Source organism: Roseobacter ponti (genome assembly GCF_012932215.1).
GTDB classification, from domain to species: domain Bacteria; phylum Pseudomonadota; class Alphaproteobacteria; order Rhodobacterales; family Rhodobacteraceae; genus Roseobacter; species Roseobacter ponti.
Map to the genome: position 1 here is coordinate 3,133,920 of NZ_CP048788.1, position 16,696 is coordinate 3,150,615.

General features: G+C 60.3%; 14 protein-coding genes. 7 read left to right on the forward strand and 7 right to left on the reverse strand.

The genetic code is table 11. The features are described 5' to 3' along the window. Positions 1-194 precede the first annotated feature (194 nt). On the forward strand, positions 195-614 hold the full coding sequence (locus tag G3256_RS14945; protein ID WP_169641585.1) for a SpoIIAA family protein: 420 nt from the start codon (positions 195-197) through the stop codon (positions 612-614). 134 nt (positions 615-748) lie between these two features. Here G3256_RS14945 and G3256_RS14950 read toward each other — a convergent pair whose 3' ends face one another. Next, on the reverse strand, positions 749-1,024 hold the full coding sequence (locus G3256_RS14950) for a hypothetical protein (RefSeq protein ID WP_169641586.1): 276 nt from the start codon (positions 1,022-1,024) through the stop codon (positions 749-751). A gap of 221 nt (positions 1,025-1,245) precedes the next feature. Between G3256_RS14950 and G3256_RS14955 the strand changes: the two genes are divergently transcribed. The 5 genes from G3256_RS14955 (at position 1,246) to G3256_RS14975 (ending at position 8,230) form a co-directional block, all read left to right on the forward strand. Further along, the gene (locus G3256_RS14955) at positions 1,246-1,587 is read left to right on the forward strand and encodes a c-type cytochrome (protein WP_246227638.1); all 342 of its coding nucleotides are present in this window, start codon (positions 1,246-1,248) and stop codon (positions 1,585-1,587) included. A gap of 177 nt (positions 1,588-1,764) precedes the next feature. Beyond that, positions 1,765-2,760: an HlyD family secretion protein gene (locus G3256_RS14960; protein ID WP_169641587.1), complete on the forward strand. Its 996-nt coding sequence runs from the start codon at positions 1,765-1,767 to the stop codon at positions 2,758-2,760. Further along, positions 2,757-5,447, forward strand: a complete 2,691-nt coding sequence (gene rbbA, locus G3256_RS14965) for a ribosome-associated ATPase/putative transporter RbbA (RefSeq protein ID WP_169641588.1) — start codon at positions 2,757-2,759, stop codon at positions 5,445-5,447. The genes G3256_RS14960 and rbbA overlap by 4 nt, the downstream gene beginning before the upstream one ends. Further along, positions 5,447-6,571: an ABC transporter permease gene (locus tag G3256_RS14970; RefSeq protein WP_169642463.1), complete on the forward strand. Its 1,125-nt coding sequence runs from the start codon at positions 5,447-5,449 to the stop codon at positions 6,569-6,571. Before rbbA ends, G3256_RS14970 begins: the two co-directional genes overlap by 1 nt. A 321-nt stretch (positions 6,572-6,892) precedes the next feature. Continuing rightward, on the forward strand, positions 6,893-8,230 hold the full coding sequence (locus G3256_RS14975) for a ferredoxin reductase family protein (protein ID WP_169641589.1): 1,338 nt from the start codon (positions 6,893-6,895) through the stop codon (positions 8,228-8,230). A 163-nt stretch (positions 8,231-8,393) separates the two neighbouring features. On the opposite strand, the gene G3256_RS14980 is transcribed toward G3256_RS14975, so the two are convergent. Beyond that, entirely contained in the window at positions 8,394-10,040 is a 1,647-nt protein-coding gene (locus tag G3256_RS14980; RefSeq protein ID WP_169641590.1) for a thiamine pyrophosphate-binding protein, read from the reverse strand. 306 nt (positions 10,041-10,346) lie between these two features. Here G3256_RS14980 and G3256_RS14985 point away from each other — a divergent pair, with 306 nt between their 5' ends. Then, positions 10,347-10,904: a cupin domain-containing protein gene (locus tag G3256_RS14985; RefSeq protein WP_169641591.1), complete on the forward strand. Its 558-nt coding sequence runs from the start codon at positions 10,347-10,349 to the stop codon at positions 10,902-10,904. A 35-nt stretch (positions 10,905-10,939) separates the two neighbouring features. Here the strand turns inward: G3256_RS14985 and G3256_RS14990 are convergent, their stop codons facing one another. The 5 genes from G3256_RS14990 to G3256_RS15010 form a co-directional block, all read right to left on the reverse strand. Then, on the reverse strand, positions 10,940-11,845 hold the full coding sequence (locus tag G3256_RS14990) for an SMP-30/gluconolactonase/LRE family protein (protein WP_169641592.1): 906 nt from the start codon (positions 11,843-11,845) through the stop codon (positions 10,940-10,942). Between the two features lie 11 nt (positions 11,846-11,856). Further along, positions 11,857-12,837, reverse strand: a complete 981-nt coding sequence (locus tag G3256_RS14995; protein WP_206040750.1) for an ABC transporter permease — start codon at positions 12,835-12,837, stop codon at positions 11,857-11,859. A 5-nt stretch (positions 12,838-12,842) separates the two neighbouring features. Continuing rightward, a complete protein-coding gene (locus tag G3256_RS15000) occupies positions 12,843-13,898 on the reverse strand; it encodes an ABC transporter permease (RefSeq protein ID WP_169641593.1) in 1,056 nt (351 codons plus the stop codon). After that, positions 13,895-15,460 (reverse strand): sugar ABC transporter ATP-binding protein, encoded by a 1,566-nt coding sequence (locus G3256_RS15005; RefSeq protein ID WP_206040751.1) that lies wholly within the window; start codon positions 15,458-15,460, stop codon positions 13,895-13,897. Before G3256_RS15005 ends, G3256_RS15000 begins: the two co-directional genes overlap by 4 nt. Positions 15,461-15,545: 85 nt before the next feature. Continuing rightward, positions 15,546-16,682, reverse strand: coding sequence for a sugar ABC transporter substrate-binding protein (locus tag G3256_RS15010; RefSeq protein WP_169641594.1), 1,137 nt, complete (start codon positions 16,680-16,682; stop codon positions 15,546-15,548). Between the last annotated feature and the right edge of the window lie 14 nt (positions 16,683-16,696).

Below are 16,696 nucleotides of genomic sequence, written 5' to 3' on the forward strand. Positions count from 1 at the left end.
CCGCCACCATCCGCCCCTTGCGTCGGGCGGTATCATCGCTGACCTTCCCGGCCGGGGTTAATATCTCAGTCACCCGAATGCTCAGGCACTGAGCGATCCTGCAGCAAACTCATTCTGTGCCGGTTGATATACGTCAAAAGAAACCGGTTCAGGATCGACTAAGATCGCAGCACCGTCACAGAGAGGATCTCAACATGCTCAGCGTATCGAAACCGTCCGCGAACCGCCTGGATCTGAGTTTTTCAGGGACGCTCGATGCAGATCAGATGCGCATCGCACTGGATACGCTGATTGAACAGTCAGACGGAATCTCCGGCGGGACAATGCTATACAGAATTTCTGATTTTCAGTTGCCGACGCTCGGCGCCCTGGCGGTGGAGTTCCGTCACCTGCCGGAACTGCTCAGCCTTGCCGGCAGGTTTGAAAAATGCGCTGTGCTCTCAGATGAGGGATGGATCCGAACCGCCGCAGAAATCGAAGGCGCGATCATACCGTCGCTCGAAATTAAAGGTTTCCCGCTTTCTGCAGAAGAAGAAGCAGAGACATGGCTTGCAGGCACTGATCCCGGTGCGGATGAAGATGACGCAGAAGAAGCGGAAAACTTTCCCGTCTGACCGCCCGGTCATTTGGCGGACATCCCGCGATCTGCCTCGCGATTGTGTCGGTGAGTTCTGCGTTTTGCGTACCTGAGGAGGGTCGCACATCGCAACCATCAAAAGGCGGAATGCCGCAGACCCGGTCCCCGGGATCAGTCCGCACCCCGCGCCGCTTCAGGGTGCTCGGCAATAAATCCACGCAACACGGCAAAGAGTTCATGCGCGTGGACTGCGTTGCCATCGTGCAGGGCGGCGCGGATATCCTCGCAGATCATCTCATTCACCCGTTGCGGGCCATGGTGCACCTTCATCATATAATTGCCCATCAGTGTCGCGTCATAGGCTGTGACGTGTTCATGCTCTGCAAGTGCGTCGATTTCCGCGCGGGTCAGCGCTGACATGTCTTCGATATCTTCCAGAGTTATCATTGTTTTATTCCTCCGCCCGAAAAGACCCCGCCAGTTTATGGTCCGCGTCCGGCGTGCGATTGATCAGTATCAAAGTGTCGCTGCTCCGCTGGTCGTATCCTTGTATTCTGCTGGTTTAGCCCGAGGATAAAGATATGCGGCCGATCACCGTCACAGCGTTGTTTGCCTTGCCCGTTCTGCCAGTCCTCATTGCCTGCAGCGACCCGGCAGGAGAGATGCAGATGATGCCAACCAGAGCGGACGGAGCCGCGTTTTTTGCGCAGAACTGCGTATCCTGCCATGGTGCGGACGGGCGCGGCGCGGGCGTTGCAGGCCGGGAACTTTCCGCGAAACCCACTGATCTGACAACACTGAGCGCTCAGAACGGTGGCGAATTTCCGGCCGCGCGGACACTGAGCTATATCTATGGCGACACGCGCAACAGCCACCTCTCCCGCGTGATGCCGGAGTTCGGCGCCGACATGGCGGACGATCTTGTTCCGGTCGAAATCGACGGTGTCCTGACACCGACGCCGCGCGAACTGGCGGGCTTGCTGGCCTATCTGGAAAGCATTCAGAAATAAGCGCATCGCTGTTTTTTCGCCCCGGGCGTCCGGCCGGCGCCCTGAAGATCAGCGATGCCCGTACATGCAATACCAGGTTTCGCGCGCCTCCTGACCGCACCGAATTGATCCAGCGCAAAACGGCCCGGTTGCCCGGGCAGTAGAATTCGCACGGCCCCTGACAGCGGATGGAAACGCATGAAACAGTGGAGAAACATCGCTCTGATCGCCGCAGCGCTTGTAATTGCAGGCGCCACGGCAGTCATGGTCTTGCAGAAAGATAACGGCGCACTGCCACCTGGCTTTGTCCGGGGCAATGGCCGGATTGAGGCAGAACAGGTCGACATCGCGCCATCGGTGGCGGGCCGCGTGGCACAGGTTCTGGCCACGGAGGGCAGCATGGTCTCCCCCGCAGATGTGCTTGTCCGGATGGATACAGACGAGCTTTCTGCGGCGCTGGATCGGGCTGCCGCCGAAGTTGCTCTGGCGCGCCAGACAAAAGCCGAAGCCGAGGCAGTCGTGGTACAGCGCGAGAGCGAACAGCGCCGCGCGGCGCATGAACTGGAGCGTGCCACCGCTTTGCTGAAAAGCAACAACATTCCCGAAACTCTCTTTGAGGATCGTGATACCGAATTTCAGGTCGCTGACGCTGTTCTGGGCGCTGCAAAGGCACGGGTAGCGACCGAGGGAAGCCGGATCGTTGCAGCGCAGGCAGAGATGCGGCGGATCCGGACACAGATCGAGGACAGCTCTCTCACAGCGCCGGTGGCAGGTCGTGTGCTCTATCGCCTTGCCGAACCTGGCGAAGTTGTGCCCGCCGGTGGGCCGATCCTGACGCTTCTGAGCCTGCAGAACATCTATATGGACGTCTTTCTGCCCGCCCGGGAGGCTGGGCTGCTGCCTGTTGGCGCCGAGGCACGTATCGTGCTGGACGCGCTGCCGGACTATGCAATTCCGGCGCAGGTCACATTCGTATCGCCCGAAGCACAGTTCACGCCAAAACAGGTCGAAACCCTGAGTGAGCGTGAACAGCTGGTCTTTCGTGTGCGCGTGCGTATCCCCGAAGATCTGGTCCGCGAACGCATCAGGCACGTAAAGACCGGCCTGCGCGGCATCGCCGTAATCCGCCTCAGTCCTGACAGCGCCTGGCCCGACGCGCTTGAAAGGCGCATTCCGCCTGAGTTGTTCGAATGACTGCCGGGGCCGATGGTATCCGCATCCGTGGTGTCTCGCACCGGTACAGCAGGCACACCGCGCTTGATGATCTGTCGCTGGATCTGCCTGCGGGCTGCCTGATCGGGCTGATCGGCCCTGATGGTGTCGGCAAGTCAACGCTTCTGGGCCTGATTTCGGGCGCCAGAAAGCTTCAGTCCGGAACGATCAGGGTTCTCGGCGGCGCAATTGACGATCATGCGCACCGCAAGCTTATCTGTCCTGCGATCGCTTTCATGCCGCAGGGTCTGGGACGCAATCTTTATGCGGAACTGTCCGTGCGGGAAAACCTGGAATTCTTTTCGCGGCTCTTCGGTCAGAATGAACAGGAGCGCAACCTCCGGATCAGCGCACTCTTGTCTGCGACGGGGCTGGTGCCCTTTGCCGACCGTCTGACGGGCCGGCTTTCGGGCGGAATGAAACAGAAACTGGGCCTGTGCTGCGCACTGATCCACGACCCGCAACTGCTGGTGCTGGACGAACCGACGACGGGAGTTGATCCGCTTTCCCGGCGCCAGTTCTGGGCCATGATCGCGGCAATCCGCGAGGATAATCCGTCCCTCTCGGTTCTGGTATCGACGGCCTATATGGACGAGGCGGAGCGCTTTGACCGTATTGTCGCAATGGATGCGGGCCGGGTACTGTTTCAGGGCAGCCCCGATGCGCTCAGGGGCAGTGCCGATACCCTTGAGTCTGCCTACCGCCTGCAGCGTTCGGGCGCGCAGGATGCAGCTTTGCCGGTGGACACCCTCCCCCGCGCGACAGTTCCTGATCCTGTGATCATCGCGCACAGGCTCACACGCAGGTTCGGCGATTTTACGGCTGTCGACAAGGTCAGTTTTTCGATCAATCGCGGCGAAATTTTCGGTTTTCTGGGGTCAAATGGCTGCGGCAAATCAACAACGATGAAAATGATGACAGGTCTGCTGCCCACCAGCGATGGCGAGGCGTCCCTTTTTGGCGAACCGGTGGATGCCCGCGATCCGGAAACCCGCCGCAACATCGGTTATATGAGCCAGGCGTTCTCGCTTTACGGAGAACTGACGGTGCAGCAGAATCTGCGCCTGCATGCCCGTATTTTCGAAATCAGGGATCAGCAGGCCCGGATCACTGCGCTGACAGAACGCTTCGGTCTGAACGCGCATTCTGACAGTCTTGCGGCGACCCTGCCGGCTGGCATCAAACAGCGCCTGTCCCTGGCGGTCGCGGTTATTCACCGGCCCCGCGTGCTGATCCTTGATGAGCCTACATCCGGGGTTGATCCGGAAGCGCGGGATACATTCTGGGCACTGCTGGTTGAGCTTTCGCGTGATGAGGGTGTGACAATCTTCGTCTCCACCCATTTCATGGCCGAAGCTGAAAGATGTGACCGCGTGTCTTTCATGCACGCAGGCCGCGTCCTTGCTGAGGGTACGCCGGACGCCCTGATCGCGGCACAGAAAGCAGAGAACCTGGAAGGGGCATTTATCTCCGTTCTGGAGGCTGCTGCCCCCCCTTCGCGGGTGGTCGCACCGGTTCTTACGATCGGCACTGCAAAAAGCTCATCGGAGGGCAGCCTGACCCGCGCCTTCGCCTACGCACGGCGTGAGACAGTCGAAGTTCTGCGCGATCGCGTGCGACTTGCCTTTGCTTTTCTGGGGTCCGCCATCCTCATGCTTGTTTTCTGCTTCGGCATCACGCTGGATATCGATGAGCTGAAGTATACCGTTCTGGATCTGTCTCAGAGCCCCGAAAGCCGCGCCTACATCGCGGAATTTGACGGATCCCGCTATTTTTCGCCGGGGCCAGCAGTGACCAGCGCTGCGGAAGGCCGCAGTCAGCTGAGATCGGGCGAGGTTTCACTGGTTGTGGAACTGCCCCCCGACTTCGGGCGTCGGGTGCGTGCGGGCGAGGCGACGGAGGTTCTGGCGACTGTCGACGGCGCGATCCCGTTCAAAGGCGAGACAACGGAAGGATATGTCGCCGGGCTGCACCAGACCTTTCTGGAGCTTCAGGCGGTTGAGCGCGGCCTTGAGCCCGCGCAGATCGCGCGCATTGAGCCGCGTTTCAGGTATAATCAGAGCTTTGAAAGTATCGCCGCCATGGCGCCGGCAATGCCCGCAATTCTGCTGATCATGCTGCCTGCGGTGCTGACGGCTGTCAGCGTCGCGCGGGAGCGTGAGCTGGGCTCCATCACTAACTTTTATGTGACCCCGACCACCCGGCTTGAGTTTCTGACGGGCAAGCAGATGCCCTATATCATCATCGCTTACGCGAACTTTCTGCTGCTGACCGCCATGACCGTGTTTCTTTTTGATGTACCACTGAAAGGAAACCCTTTGCCGCTGGCTGCCGGTGCAGCACTCTATATCTGGGCCACCACGTCCTTCGGGCTGCTGATCGCGACTATGACCTCCAGTCAGGTCGCTGCAACCTTTGCTACGGCGATTGCCTCTGTTGTGCCAACCATCCAGTTTTCCGGTCTGCTGCAGCCGGTATCGACGCTGGAAGGCGCCGCCCGGACGATCGGCGCGCTCTGGCCGTCTTCATACTTTCTCCACCTCAGCGTCGGCGCTTTTACCAAAGGTCTGAGCTGGGAGGCGCTCACTCCGGACATCCTGGCACTGGCGTTTTTCGGGCCCGTCTTTACAGGCCTCGCCGCGCTCTCGCTTCGCTCGCAGGACAAATGATGCGTCGGGTGCGCTGTATTTTCTGGCTCGGTCTGAAAGAGATGATGAGCCTGCGCCGCGACCGGGTGATGATGGCGCTGCTGTTGTGGTCATTCACGCTCTCTCCTGTGATGGAAGCGACGGGTGTTGCCACATCGGTAAACAATGCCTCGATCGCATTTGCTGATGAAGACAACTCCCAGCTGTCTAGAAGCCTTGCCGCAGCGTTCTTTCCGCCTGAGTTTCAGCCTGTGGTTCCGATCCTGCCGGGCACTGGTGCCACGCGGATGGATGCAGGCGATTTCCTCTTCGTGGTTGCTGTGCCTCCCGGTTTTGAAAAGGACGTGCGCGCAGGTCGCGCGCCCGGGCTTCAGGTCCTGATTGATGCAACCGCAATGGAACAGGCCGGGATCGGTGCGACCTATATCACCAGCATTCTGAGCGCTGAGCTCAGGCGCTTTTCCATCGGCGCGGATCTGGTCAGCCCCCAACCCGTCGACCTTATTGTGCACAGCGCTTTCAACCCAAACCGTGACACCGTCCGTTTTGCCGGAATCGTCGCCCTGATCGGTCAGATCATGTGGCTGACCACCATCCTCACCGGGGCGGCGATGATCCGGGAACGCGAACACGGAACCATCGGGCATCTGCTCGCCATGCCTCTCGCACCTTTTGATATCGCCATGGCAAAGATCTGGGCGAATGCCGCTGTCGTGCTTGTGGCGACCGGCCTGTCACTCTTCTTTGTCATGCAGGGCGCGCTCGGGGTCACGATTGCCGGGTCAAAAATGCTCTTTCTGGCGGGGACGGCATTATTTCTTTTCACAGCTACTGCCCTTGGCGTTTTTCTGGCAACGCTTGCGCGCTCAATGGCGCAGTTTGCGCTCCTCGTAATGCTGACGATCCTGCCGATGCTGATGCTCTCCGGGGGCGAGACCCCGGTTGAAAGCCAGCCCGCCTGGCTGCAGGCCGGGACACTGTTGCTGCCCTCCCGCCACTATATGGCAGCCAGCCAGGCCATCGCTTTCAAGGGTGCCGGGGTTGAGACGGTCTGGCCGGAATTTATCTGGATGGCGCTGCTTGGTGCATTGCTTCTCGTGGTAAGCCTGCTGCTTTTCAGGAGATCGGTCGCGCAGGAGGGCTGAGCCTGTCTGTCGCCCCCATATGCCCCGCAGCCTGTCATGTGCCGGGACGGGAACCGGTCATTCCGGGCCCGGATGATCCTGATCAATGCCGGTACCCCTGCATTGGTATCAATATGCGCTGGCGATCCTGTCTTCAAACCCAGCATCCGGGATATTCACAGTGTATGTGACCGATTTTTCCACCGCATCTTCTGATCCGGCACCACGGGACACAGGCCTTCGCCGCCCGGGCAAGACGGGTGCAGCCGGCCCTCTCATGATACCTGCTGAAGCGCTACCGGACAGAGCAATGTCGTCCACCAGCGCGACCCGGAGCTCATAATGGCGCTGCATTCCCGCCATGCTCCGCTCCTGCTGGTGCTTTTCTATCTCGCAACGGCCTGCCTGCCGCTGGTTCTGTCCTGGGCGTCCGGCATGCCGCCACGAGGCGTGCGCAACGATATCGCCTCAGGTCTCGGACTGCTTGCCTTTGCGATGATCCTTGCGGAATTCGTTCTGTCCGGCAGGTTCCGCATCATCTCGTCAGGGGTCGGGCTCGATGTGACCATCCGTTTTCACCAGCTGATGGCGCGCACTGCGCTGGCCTTCGCTCTGCTGCATCCTTTTGCCTACCAGTGGCTGCCCGGGCCCGCCCGCCCCTGGGATCCGACGCGCGAGCTCACTCTTTCGGGTGATTTCTCTGCGCTCTTTACCGGCGTCGCGGCTTTCGTGCTGCTTCCTGCATTTGTCATCGTTTCAATGAAACATGACGATCTCGGGTACAGATATGAGTTCTGGCGCCTGACGCACGGGCTCGGCGCGCTGTTGATCGCCGGCCTGCTGTTGCATCACACGCTGTACGCCGGGCGTTACAGTGCAGATCCCGTCATGGTCGCGATGTGGGTGGTGATGACGGCAGTTGCGGCGTCTTCGCTGTTCGTAGTCTATGTCGTTAAACCGCTCTGGCAGAGACTGCACCCCTGGCGGGTATCCGCGATTGAACAGCTCTCCGAACGTCAATGGGGCGTCACGATCTCACCCGTCGGGCACCCGGGTGTTGCGTTCAGAGCCGGGCAGTTCGTCTGGCTTAATATCGGCCGATCGCCATTTTCACTGAACGAAAACCCGTTTTCGATAAGTTCGGCACCCGCCGCCGGGCCTGATCTGGGGTTTGTCATCAAAGAACTGGGCGATTTCACCTCGACGCTCGAAACAGTGCGCGTTGGCGAGAGAGCATATATTGACGGGCCCTATGGCACACTGACAGTCCTGGACCGGCACGAGCCGGGGATCGCCATGATCGCCGGAGGCGTGGGCATTGCCCCCATGCTCAGCATCCAGCGCGAGCTTGAACGGTCCGGTGATCCGCGCCGGACGGTCCTGATTTATGGCAACCGCACCGAAGATCAGATCGTTTTCAGGGACGAACTCGAGGCCCGGGCGCTTGCTGATATGTCCGATGTGATCTTCGTGCTGCGCGAACCTGATGAGACATGGGCAGGGCCGGTCGGACTGATCGACGCTGGACTGATTGCGCAAACCTTTGATCAGAATCAGTTCGACACCTGGCTCTTTGTACTCTGCGGCCCTCCGGCGATGATGACCGCAATCGAAGAAACACTTCTGGCGTCAGGTGTCTCTTCCGACCGCATCCTGTCAGAGAGGTTCCGCTATGATTAAACGGTTTCTGCGGCTCACCGAAGATCACAGGGTTTTCTGGACGGTGCTTGCGGTCAACGCCGCCCTGATCGCTGCGCTTGTCGCCTTTGCGCTTCGCTGACAGGTTACCCGGCTGGCCACGGGCCCTGGGCCGCCCGTTGCTCCGAGATCAGGGCCGCCCGGGTCAACTGCCTTCGAGCCGCAGCTTCGGGGACAGGGCGGCGGGATCCGTTTTCAGATGCAGGATCGCGGGCAGTCCGCTGCTGCGCGCCTCAGCAAAAGCGGGTGCGAATTCTGCCGTATTCGTCACCGTCGCGCCAAACCCGCCGTAAGTCCTCGCCAGCGCTGCAAAGTCAGGGTTTTTCATCATGGTTCCCGACGGGCGGCCCGGGTAGTGCCGCTGCTGGTGCATCCGGATCGTACCGTACATGCCATTGTCGCAGATGATCACGATCACCGATGCCCCCTGATCGCAGGCGGTGCCGAATTCCTGGCTCACCATCTGAAAGCAGCCATCACCGGCGAGACAGATCACCTCCCGGTCCGGATGCTGTAACCGGGCGGCAATGGCGGCGGGCAGCCCATAGCCCATCGACCCCGATGTCGGCGCAAGCTGCGTGCGCCAGCCCCGGTACCGGTAATACCGGTGCAGCCAGGCCGAGTAGTTGCCTGCCCCGTTGGTCAGGATCGCGTCATCGGGCAGCACCGCGTTCAGATGTGCGATGACCTCCTCCATTTTCAGCGCGCCGGGTGTCTCCTGCGGTTCCTGCCAGGCGTCGTAAGAGGCGCGGGCGCGGGTCAGCCGGTCGCCACCGTCGCGGTCTGTCGCCAGATCAAGCAGTTGCTGTATCACCGGGCCGGGCCGGGCCACGACCGCCAGCGCCGGGCGGTAGACGCGGCCGATCTCTGAGGGGTCCGCGTGGATATGGATCAGCTGCTGGTCGGGCACCGGCGGGGTCAGCAGCGAATAGCCGGAGGTCGTCATCTCGCCCAGCCGTGCGCCAAGCGCAAGGATCACATCCGCCTCGCGCACCATCTCCGCGAGCGCCGGATTGATCCCGATCCCGACATCGCCGACGTAATTCGGATGCCGGTTGTCCAGATAATCCTGACAGCGAAACGAGGCACCAACCGGCAGGCCCATTTTTGCCGCAAAAGCACCAAGCGCCCTGGCCGCGTGCCCATCCCATCCTCCGCCGCCGACGATCACCATCGGGCGCTGTGCTGCGGCCAGTTTATTAACGACAGCTTTCAGGTCATCTTCTGCGGCTTTGCCCGACGGGAGGGTCGCTGCAGCAACCGCGGCGCCTTCCACCGGCCCGGAAAGCATGTCTTCCGGCAGTGCCAGAACAACCGGTCCCGGTCTGCCCGACTGCGCCACGTGAAAGGCATGGCTGATATATTCGGGGATCCTGTCGGCACGGTCGATCTGTGCCACCCACTTGGCTAGTGGCCCGAACATGGCGCGGTAATCCACCTCCTGAAAGGCTTCGCGGTCGCGCTGGTCGCTGGCGACCTGGCCCACGAAAAGGATCATCGGCGTACTGTCCTGAAAGGCCACATGCACGCCTGAACTGGCATTGGTGGCGCCCGGTCCGCGCGTGACAAAGGCTATGCCGGGACGGCCGGTCAGCTTGCCCGTTGCCTCGGCCATCATCGCAGCCCCGCCTTCCTGGCGGGCGACGACCACGTCGATATTCGCATCATACAACCCGTCAAGGGCGGCCAGAAAGCTTTCGCCGGGAATACAGAAGACACGTTCCACGCCCTGAGCTGCCAGACATTGCGTGAGAAGAGCGCCGCCGTGCAGCGTTGATGGGGCATCTTTCATCTGTCGTGATCCTTTCGGGCCGGGTGTGCGCAGGTGGTACTCTGCCGGACGTTTGCCCCCTCCGCCAGACGAATTTGACCGAAGCCATCAGAGACACCCGCACAGTCGGGCGTCAGACATATCCGCAATCCTCTTTCCCGACCCGCAGGCTGATGCACCTGCATAAGGGCCGGAGACGGAGGGCCTTTCAGCCCCCCGGAAGACCCGACCGGAAGCTGATCGCGCCCTGCCGCTCAGAAACTCTTCTTTGCACATATGCTCTGTCGGGCTAGCCTCGGGAGAGCGAACACCAGTGGAGGGATCCATATGACAACGCCGGAAAGCTACACTTCGCGCCCGACAGACCGGATACCGAACAGCAGGTTTCCGCTTCTTGTGCATCGAAACGGAGTGCCGGGTGGCGGCGAGGAGGCACTGCTGGATCGGTTCCGGTCGAACGGCTGGCTCAACAACTGGCGGTATCCGGGCATTTATACCTACGCGCATTACCATTCGACGACACATGAATGCCTCGGCTGCGCATCGGGCTGGATGGAGATCGTGATCTTTGGCAAAGGGGGCACGAAAATCCGCGTAGAGGCCGGAGATGTGGTCGTCATGCCCGCCGGGGTCTCGCACGAAATGGTCGGGAACTCCGACGACAACCTGATGGTCGGCGGCTATCCGGACGGGCGGGACTGGGACAATATCCAGGAAGAGTTCATCACCCGCGAGGATTTCCGCGCGGCGGCCAAGCGCATTATGATGCTGCCGATACCCGATCTTGATCCGGTCACCGGCGCGCCGCTGCAAAGCTGGATTGAGGCCCCCTCTTCGGTCGATGCCGATCTCAATGACTATCGCGACGGACTTGATCCGGAATAGGTTATGTCTCAGCCTCTGCGCGCGCCGACAGGGGCTCAGCAGCCCTGCGTGTTCAGATAGACAGCGCGCAGCGTTGTGGTGGCGCAGATAATGAGGCGATTGCGCTTGATCCCGCCGAACTCGACGTTGGCCACAACCTCACCGGTGAGGATTTTGCCGATAAGGTCGCCTTCAGACGTGTAGCAATGCACCCCGTCACCCGCAGAGGTCCAGATGTTGCCGTCCAGATCAAGGCGGAAACCGTCAAAAAGACCCGCTCCGCATTCCGCAAAGACCTCTCCGCCGGACAGCGCGCCATCAGCTGAGACATCGAAAACGCGGATGTGATGCGGTCCGTTTTCCACATGGGTGGCACCGGTATCCGCGATATAGAGCCGGCTTTCGTCCGGCGAAAAGGCCAGCCCGTTCGGTTTGACGAAATCGCTGGCGACGGCTTTGACCGCGCCGCTCTCCGGATCGATCCGGTAGACCAGTGAGGCGCCGATTTCGCTTTCGGCACTGTCGCCCTCGTACTCACTGTCGATGCCATAGGTCGGATCGGTGAACCAGACACTGCCATCCGATTTCACCACCACATCATTGGGGGAGTTCAGGCGCTTGCCCTCATACTCAGCGGCCAGCGTGCTCACCGAGCCGTCAAATTCGATCCGGCTTATCCTGCGACCCTGGTGCTCGCAGGACACAAGCCGGCCCTGACGGTCGCGCGTGTGTCCGTTGTGATACCCGCAGCCGGTGGCGAATTCAGAGACGACGCCATCGGTTTCGTCATAGCGCAGCACACGGTTGTTGGGGATATCGGACCAGAGCAGATACTTACCGGCGGGAAAATAAACCGGCCCTTCGGCCCAGCGGGTCCCGGTATAAAGCGTTTCCATATGAACATTCTGCATCACGTATTTTGTAAAGCGCGGATCGATGACCTCGAATTCGGGCATCAGCATGGTGTCGCCTCCTATTGCCGTTCCTGCCGGCCCCTGTCGTAGAACAGAAGCATGAGAATAATCACAGAACCATAGATCACCTGGCGGCCTGCTTCCGGCATCTGCATGATCGACAGCACCGAGTTCAGGAGCACGATAAGAATAACCCCCACAAGGGTGCCGAGATACCGACCCCGGCCGCCGAGGATATGCGTGCCACCGATCACAACAGCGGCGATGGCGGGCAGAAGATAGGCGTCCCCCATCCCCTGGTAGGCTTTGGTCGAATACCCGGCGAGCAGCGTGCCGCTGAGCCCGGCCATCATCCCGCAAAGGCCAAAAGCGAAAACAATTACCCAGCGCGTCGGCGCGCCGGCCAGATATGCCGCGGATTCGCGGTTGCCGATGGCAAAAATATATCGTCCCACCGGCGTTTTACGCAGGATAAAGACGACCACCACCGAGACGGCGGCCCACACAAAGAGCGCCACCGGGATACCGAGTATCTTGCCGACGGCCAGATACTGCATCAGCGGCGTGGCTGCCGTCTGCGGCGCAAAGCCCCCGGTATAGGCGACCATCAGGCCGCGCATCACCGCATTGACCCCAAGCGTGAAAATCATCGAAGGGATGCGCAGATAGGCGACCCCCAGCCCGTTCACCAGACCGACCGCGAGGCCCACGCTGAGCCCGACGGGCAGCGCTGCAGCCCCGCCAAAAGCCGTAGCCATCATCGCCGAGGCGGCCACCGTCCATGGCACCGAGAGATCGATATGCCCCAGCAGGATCACCAGCATCATACCGGCCGCGACGATGCCCAGAAAAGAACCCACCTGCAGCTGTTGCAGCATGTAACCAGGCGAGAGAAGCGTCGCGGTGCCCTGGGTCACCAGCGTATAGGCAGTGCCGATTGCAAGGATCACCACGATGAACCCGGAGGCAATCACAATGGGCTTGTTCTCCGGCGTCCAGAGGCGGCTTTTCACTTTGGGCATGGTGTCGGTTGCTGTCATGATTGCTACCTGAAAAGCTCAAGCGTATTTTTAATGCGTAAGACGCTCAAAGCACCGATGCTGACCGCCCCCAGCAACACGACGCCTTCAAAAAGCGGCTGCAGCAGCGGATCGATGTCGAAAATACGAAAATTGAAAGAGATGGTGCGCAGAACCAGCGCGCCGAATATAGAACCGATCGCCGTGCCCACCCCGCCCAGCAGAGATGTGCCGCCGATCACCACGGCTGCGATTGAGTTGAGTGTATAAGCCCCCGCCTGCGGGATATCGGCATTGCCCGAGGAGGTCTGCAGCGTCAGGTATATGCCGCCGACACCCGCAAAAAACCCACCCAGCGTGAAAGCCGCAATCTTGGCCCGGTCAATCGGCAGACCGGACATATAGGCCGCACTTTCGCCCGAACCGATCGCATAGACGGTCCTGCCCGTCACCGACCGCGAAAACGGCACCCAGACGAAAAGCGCCACGATAACCAGCAGAAGTGCCGGTACAGGGAGCCAGGCGACCGGCTGAAACCAGGCCGCCTCGCCGTTCTCAAAAAACCCGTAAGTCGCGGCGATCTCATAGAGATCATTGGTCATCACCCAGGCCAGATCCCCGTCTACGTCACCGCCCGGTGTCGGACGCAGAAATAGTGCCAGCCCCATGAAGATCGCCCCCGTTGCGAGTGTCGCGATGATCGGCTGAATGCGTCCGTAGACCACCACGCAGCCGTTCACGAAACCGCAAAGCGCCCCGGTCAGAAGGCAGACTATAAAGCCGAAAATAATCTCGAGCGGGCTGCCGTTGAGCAGGTGACTGGCCAGCGTATTGACCAGTGTCATCACCGCCCCCACCGACAGATCGAGCCCGCCCATCAGAACCGGTACCGTCTGCGCCATGGCGACCATCACGAGCGCAAAGACCTCGTTGGCATTCTGGATATAGACAGCGGTGGAAAAGCCACGCGGGTGGTTGCTGTTGTAGAAAACATAGAACAGCAGAAATATCGCGATCACTGTGATCAGCGGAGCCCTCTGGCGCAGAATGATCGACAGATCAGATTTTCGCGTATGGCTCATTGGGCGGCTTCCTCGATATTCAGGGCGCTGGAAATAATGTTGCGTTCGGTGATCTCCGGCCCTGCAAGCTCGCGCACGATCTGCCCGTCATACATGACAGCCACCCGGTCACAGCAGCCGATCAGTTCTTCGTAATCTGTGGAATAGAGCACGATTGCGGCCCCCTCTCTCGCAAGCTCGCGCAGGAGCAGATAGATTTCCTGTTTGGTACCAACGTCAATGCCGCGGGTGGGGTCATTGAGCAGAATGATCTTCGGGTCTGTCATCAGCCACTTGGCGATGACAACCTTCTGCTGGTTGCCCCCTGAGAGGGTTGAAACCGCATCGGATTTATCGCCGATTTTGATCTGCATCCGCCGGACAGCCTCAGCGACGGAACGGTCCAGCGCGTTCTGATCCAGCATGACGCCGTTAGACACCCGGCTGAGCGATGCGATCGCAAGATTATCGGAGATCGACATGGGCAGCATGAGCCCTTCGGTTTTGCGGTCCTCGGGCACGAGGGCGATGTCCACGCCGGCGCGTTTGGCATCGATGGGCGAGCGGATGCTCACCGGTTTGCCATTGATCTCAATCGTGCCGGAGGTGCTTTTGAGCACGCCGAAAAGCCCCAGCAGCAGCTCTTTCTGACCTTGGCCGTCGAGCCCTCCAAGCCCCACGATCTCGCCTTTTCGCACCGAGAGATCGATACCCTGCAGGACATTTTCCCAGGCGAAATCTCTGACCTGCAGGACCGGCGGCACGGCCCCCTGTGCTGTGAGGTCTTTGTCCGGCTTGGGCGGGAAATGGGCCGAAATCTCGCGGCCGATCATCATCTGAACAATCTCCTCAGCGGACCTCGTGCCCTGCCGGAAGGTTTCCACATTCTGACCGTTGCGAAACACCGAGCACATATCGGCCACCGCTTCGATCTCGTGCATGCGGTGTGAAATACTGAGGATAGAAATACCGTCATCGCGCAGCCTGCGCAGGATCTCGAAGACGCGTTCCACATCCGAGGCCGTCAGCGCCGAGGTCGCCTCATCAAGGATCAGAACGGTCGGATCTTTGGCCAGTGCCTTTGCAATTTCGACCATCTGGCGGCGCGAAAGCGGCAGATCGCGCACCCTGTTGAGCGGATTCACATCCTCGCAACCGATCCGCGCGAGCAACTCCTCTGCGCGCCTGTTCTGGGCTCTTTTGTCGATCAGACCGAACCGGCGCGGCGGATCGGCGATCATGATGTTATCTGCCACGCTGAGGTCGGGCATCAGCGACAGTTCCTGAAAAATGCACACGATGCCCGCGTCATTTGCGGCCGACGGTCCCGAAAAGGTAACCTCTCTGCCGTCAAGCATCATCCGCCCCTCATCCGGGGTCACAACGCCCGACATAATCTTGATCAGCGTGGATTTTCCGGCACCGTTTTCACCGAGCACAGCATGGATCGAGCCCAGATCGCAGGAGAAGTTTACATTCTCCAGGGCCGTCACTCCGCCGTAGCGTTTCGTAATTCCTGTCAGAGACATATGTGCGGAAGGAGCGGTTTTGAGGCCGTCGTCCGTCTGGCCGTCAGGTGTCATAAAAGCCCTTAATCCCGTCTCTGCTGCCCACAAACTCTGCACCGCGCCGGGACGCGGTGCAAAGAAGTTTTATCTGATCAGGTGATCAGTTGTTATCAGCCGACTTTGCCATGATCTCGCGGGCTGTGATGTTCACGCCGCAGGGCGGGAATTCATTCACCGTAAAGAAGTTGTCGGTGAGATCAGGCCAGAAGTTTTTGCCGGCTTCCATCTCGTCGTAATCAGCAAAGGGGATCGGCACAGAGATCAGCTGTGGCATGACGTTGCCGTCAAGAGCTGCGAGGGCTGCCTTCATCGCGATGGCGACCATGCCGGGCGACTGCCCGATTGACGTGCCTTTAAGACCCTGCGGCCCGTATTCAGCAAGCAGTTTGCGATAGCCGTTCTCGCTTTCACCGGCAATCGGGACCAGCGGATGGCCGGCATCCAGCATCGCGCGGACCGCACCGGTGGTGCCGCCCTGTACGACCACGCCGTCGAACTCCTTGTGCACGGCGATCGCATCAGCGGTCACTTTCTGTGCTGTACCGTCATCCCAGTTGCCGACGACCTCGACGATGTCCCAGTCACCCGAGGGCTCCATGAGTTCGCGGAAACCGATGTGCCGGTCGCGGTCCACCGAGTTGCCCTGGAGACCCCGCACTTCGAGAATCTTGCCGGAGGTTTTGTCGCCCAGCTGTTCCATCAGCCAGCGCGCGTACATCCGGCCCATCTCGAGCTGGTCTTCGTTGACCTGCATGACCTTGTCGGTGTCGAGCACGTTGTCAAAGGGCACGACCACCACGTCATTGCGGTCAGCAAGCCGGATCACCCGATCAAAACCTTCGGGCGAGACCGCGATCGTCACGATGGCGTCAAACCCCTGGTTGATGAAATCCTCGATGGCGCCCAGCTGTGCTGCAACGTCCGTGCCGGTTGAGACCACCTTGAACTCCTCGATCTGCGAGGCGATATCCTCCTGCTCGGCAAAGGCCTTGGCGGTCTGGATCATCTGAATGCGCCAGGTGTTGCCGACGAACCCGTTGACGACCGCGATCTTGTGCGGTCCGTCGCGCGGCTCCCACTGCATGTATTTGATCTCGTCGTTCCAGGGTGCAAAGCACGCCGGATCATGCCCGGGCCCTTCGACGTTTTCAGGCCCTGCAAAGGCTGCCGTGGACAGCATCAGACCACCGGCCAGCGTGGCGCAGCCCGCGATTTCGCGTATTCCGTAAAATTTCATTTTTATCGTCCTCC

Excerpts from the sequence above, each read along its gene's own strand:
- rbbA (WP_169641588.1), top strand. The coding sequence starts at position 2,757 with ATGACTGCCGGGGCCGATGGTATCCGCATCCGTGGTGTCTCGCACCGG.
- G3256_RS14995 (WP_206040750.1), bottom strand. The coding sequence starts at position 12,837 with ATGACAGCAACCGACACCATGCCCAAAGTGAAAAGCCGCCTCTGGACG.
- G3256_RS15005 (WP_206040751.1), bottom strand. The coding sequence starts at position 15,460 with ATGACACCTGACGGCCAGACGGACGACGGCCTCAAAACCGCTCCTTCC.
- G3256_RS14975 (WP_169641589.1), top strand. The coding sequence starts at position 6,893 with ATGGCGCTGCATTCCCGCCATGCTCCGCTCCTGCTGGTGCTTTTCTAT.
- G3256_RS14955 (WP_246227638.1), top strand. The coding sequence starts at position 1,246 with ATGATGCCAACCAGAGCGGACGGAGCCGCGTTTTTTGCGCAGAACTGC.
- G3256_RS14970 (WP_169642463.1), top strand. The coding sequence starts at position 5,447 with ATGCGTCGGGTGCGCTGTATTTTCTGGCTCGGTCTGAAAGAGATGATG.
- G3256_RS14960 (WP_169641587.1), top strand. The coding sequence starts at position 1,765 with ATGAAACAGTGGAGAAACATCGCTCTGATCGCCGCAGCGCTTGTAATT.
- G3256_RS14980 (WP_169641590.1), bottom strand. The coding sequence starts at position 10,040 with ATGAAAGATGCCCCATCAACGCTGCACGGCGGCGCTCTTCTCACGCAA.
- G3256_RS14985 (WP_169641591.1), top strand. The coding sequence starts at position 10,347 with ATGACAACGCCGGAAAGCTACACTTCGCGCCCGACAGACCGGATACCG.
- G3256_RS14945 (WP_169641585.1), top strand. The coding sequence starts at position 195 with ATGCTCAGCGTATCGAAACCGTCCGCGAACCGCCTGGATCTGAGTTTT.
- G3256_RS15000 (WP_169641593.1), bottom strand. The coding sequence starts at position 13,898 with ATGAGCCATACGCGAAAATCTGATCTGTCGATCATTCTGCGCCAGAGG.
- G3256_RS14950 (WP_169641586.1), bottom strand. The coding sequence starts at position 1,024 with ATGATAACTCTGGAAGATATCGAAGACATGTCAGCGCTGACCCGCGCG.
- G3256_RS14990 (WP_169641592.1), bottom strand. The coding sequence starts at position 11,845 with ATGCTGATGCCCGAATTCGAGGTCATCGATCCGCGCTTTACAAAATAC.
- G3256_RS15010 (WP_169641594.1), bottom strand. The coding sequence starts at position 16,682 with ATGAAATTTTACGGAATACGCGAAATCGCGGGCTGCGCCACGCTGGCC.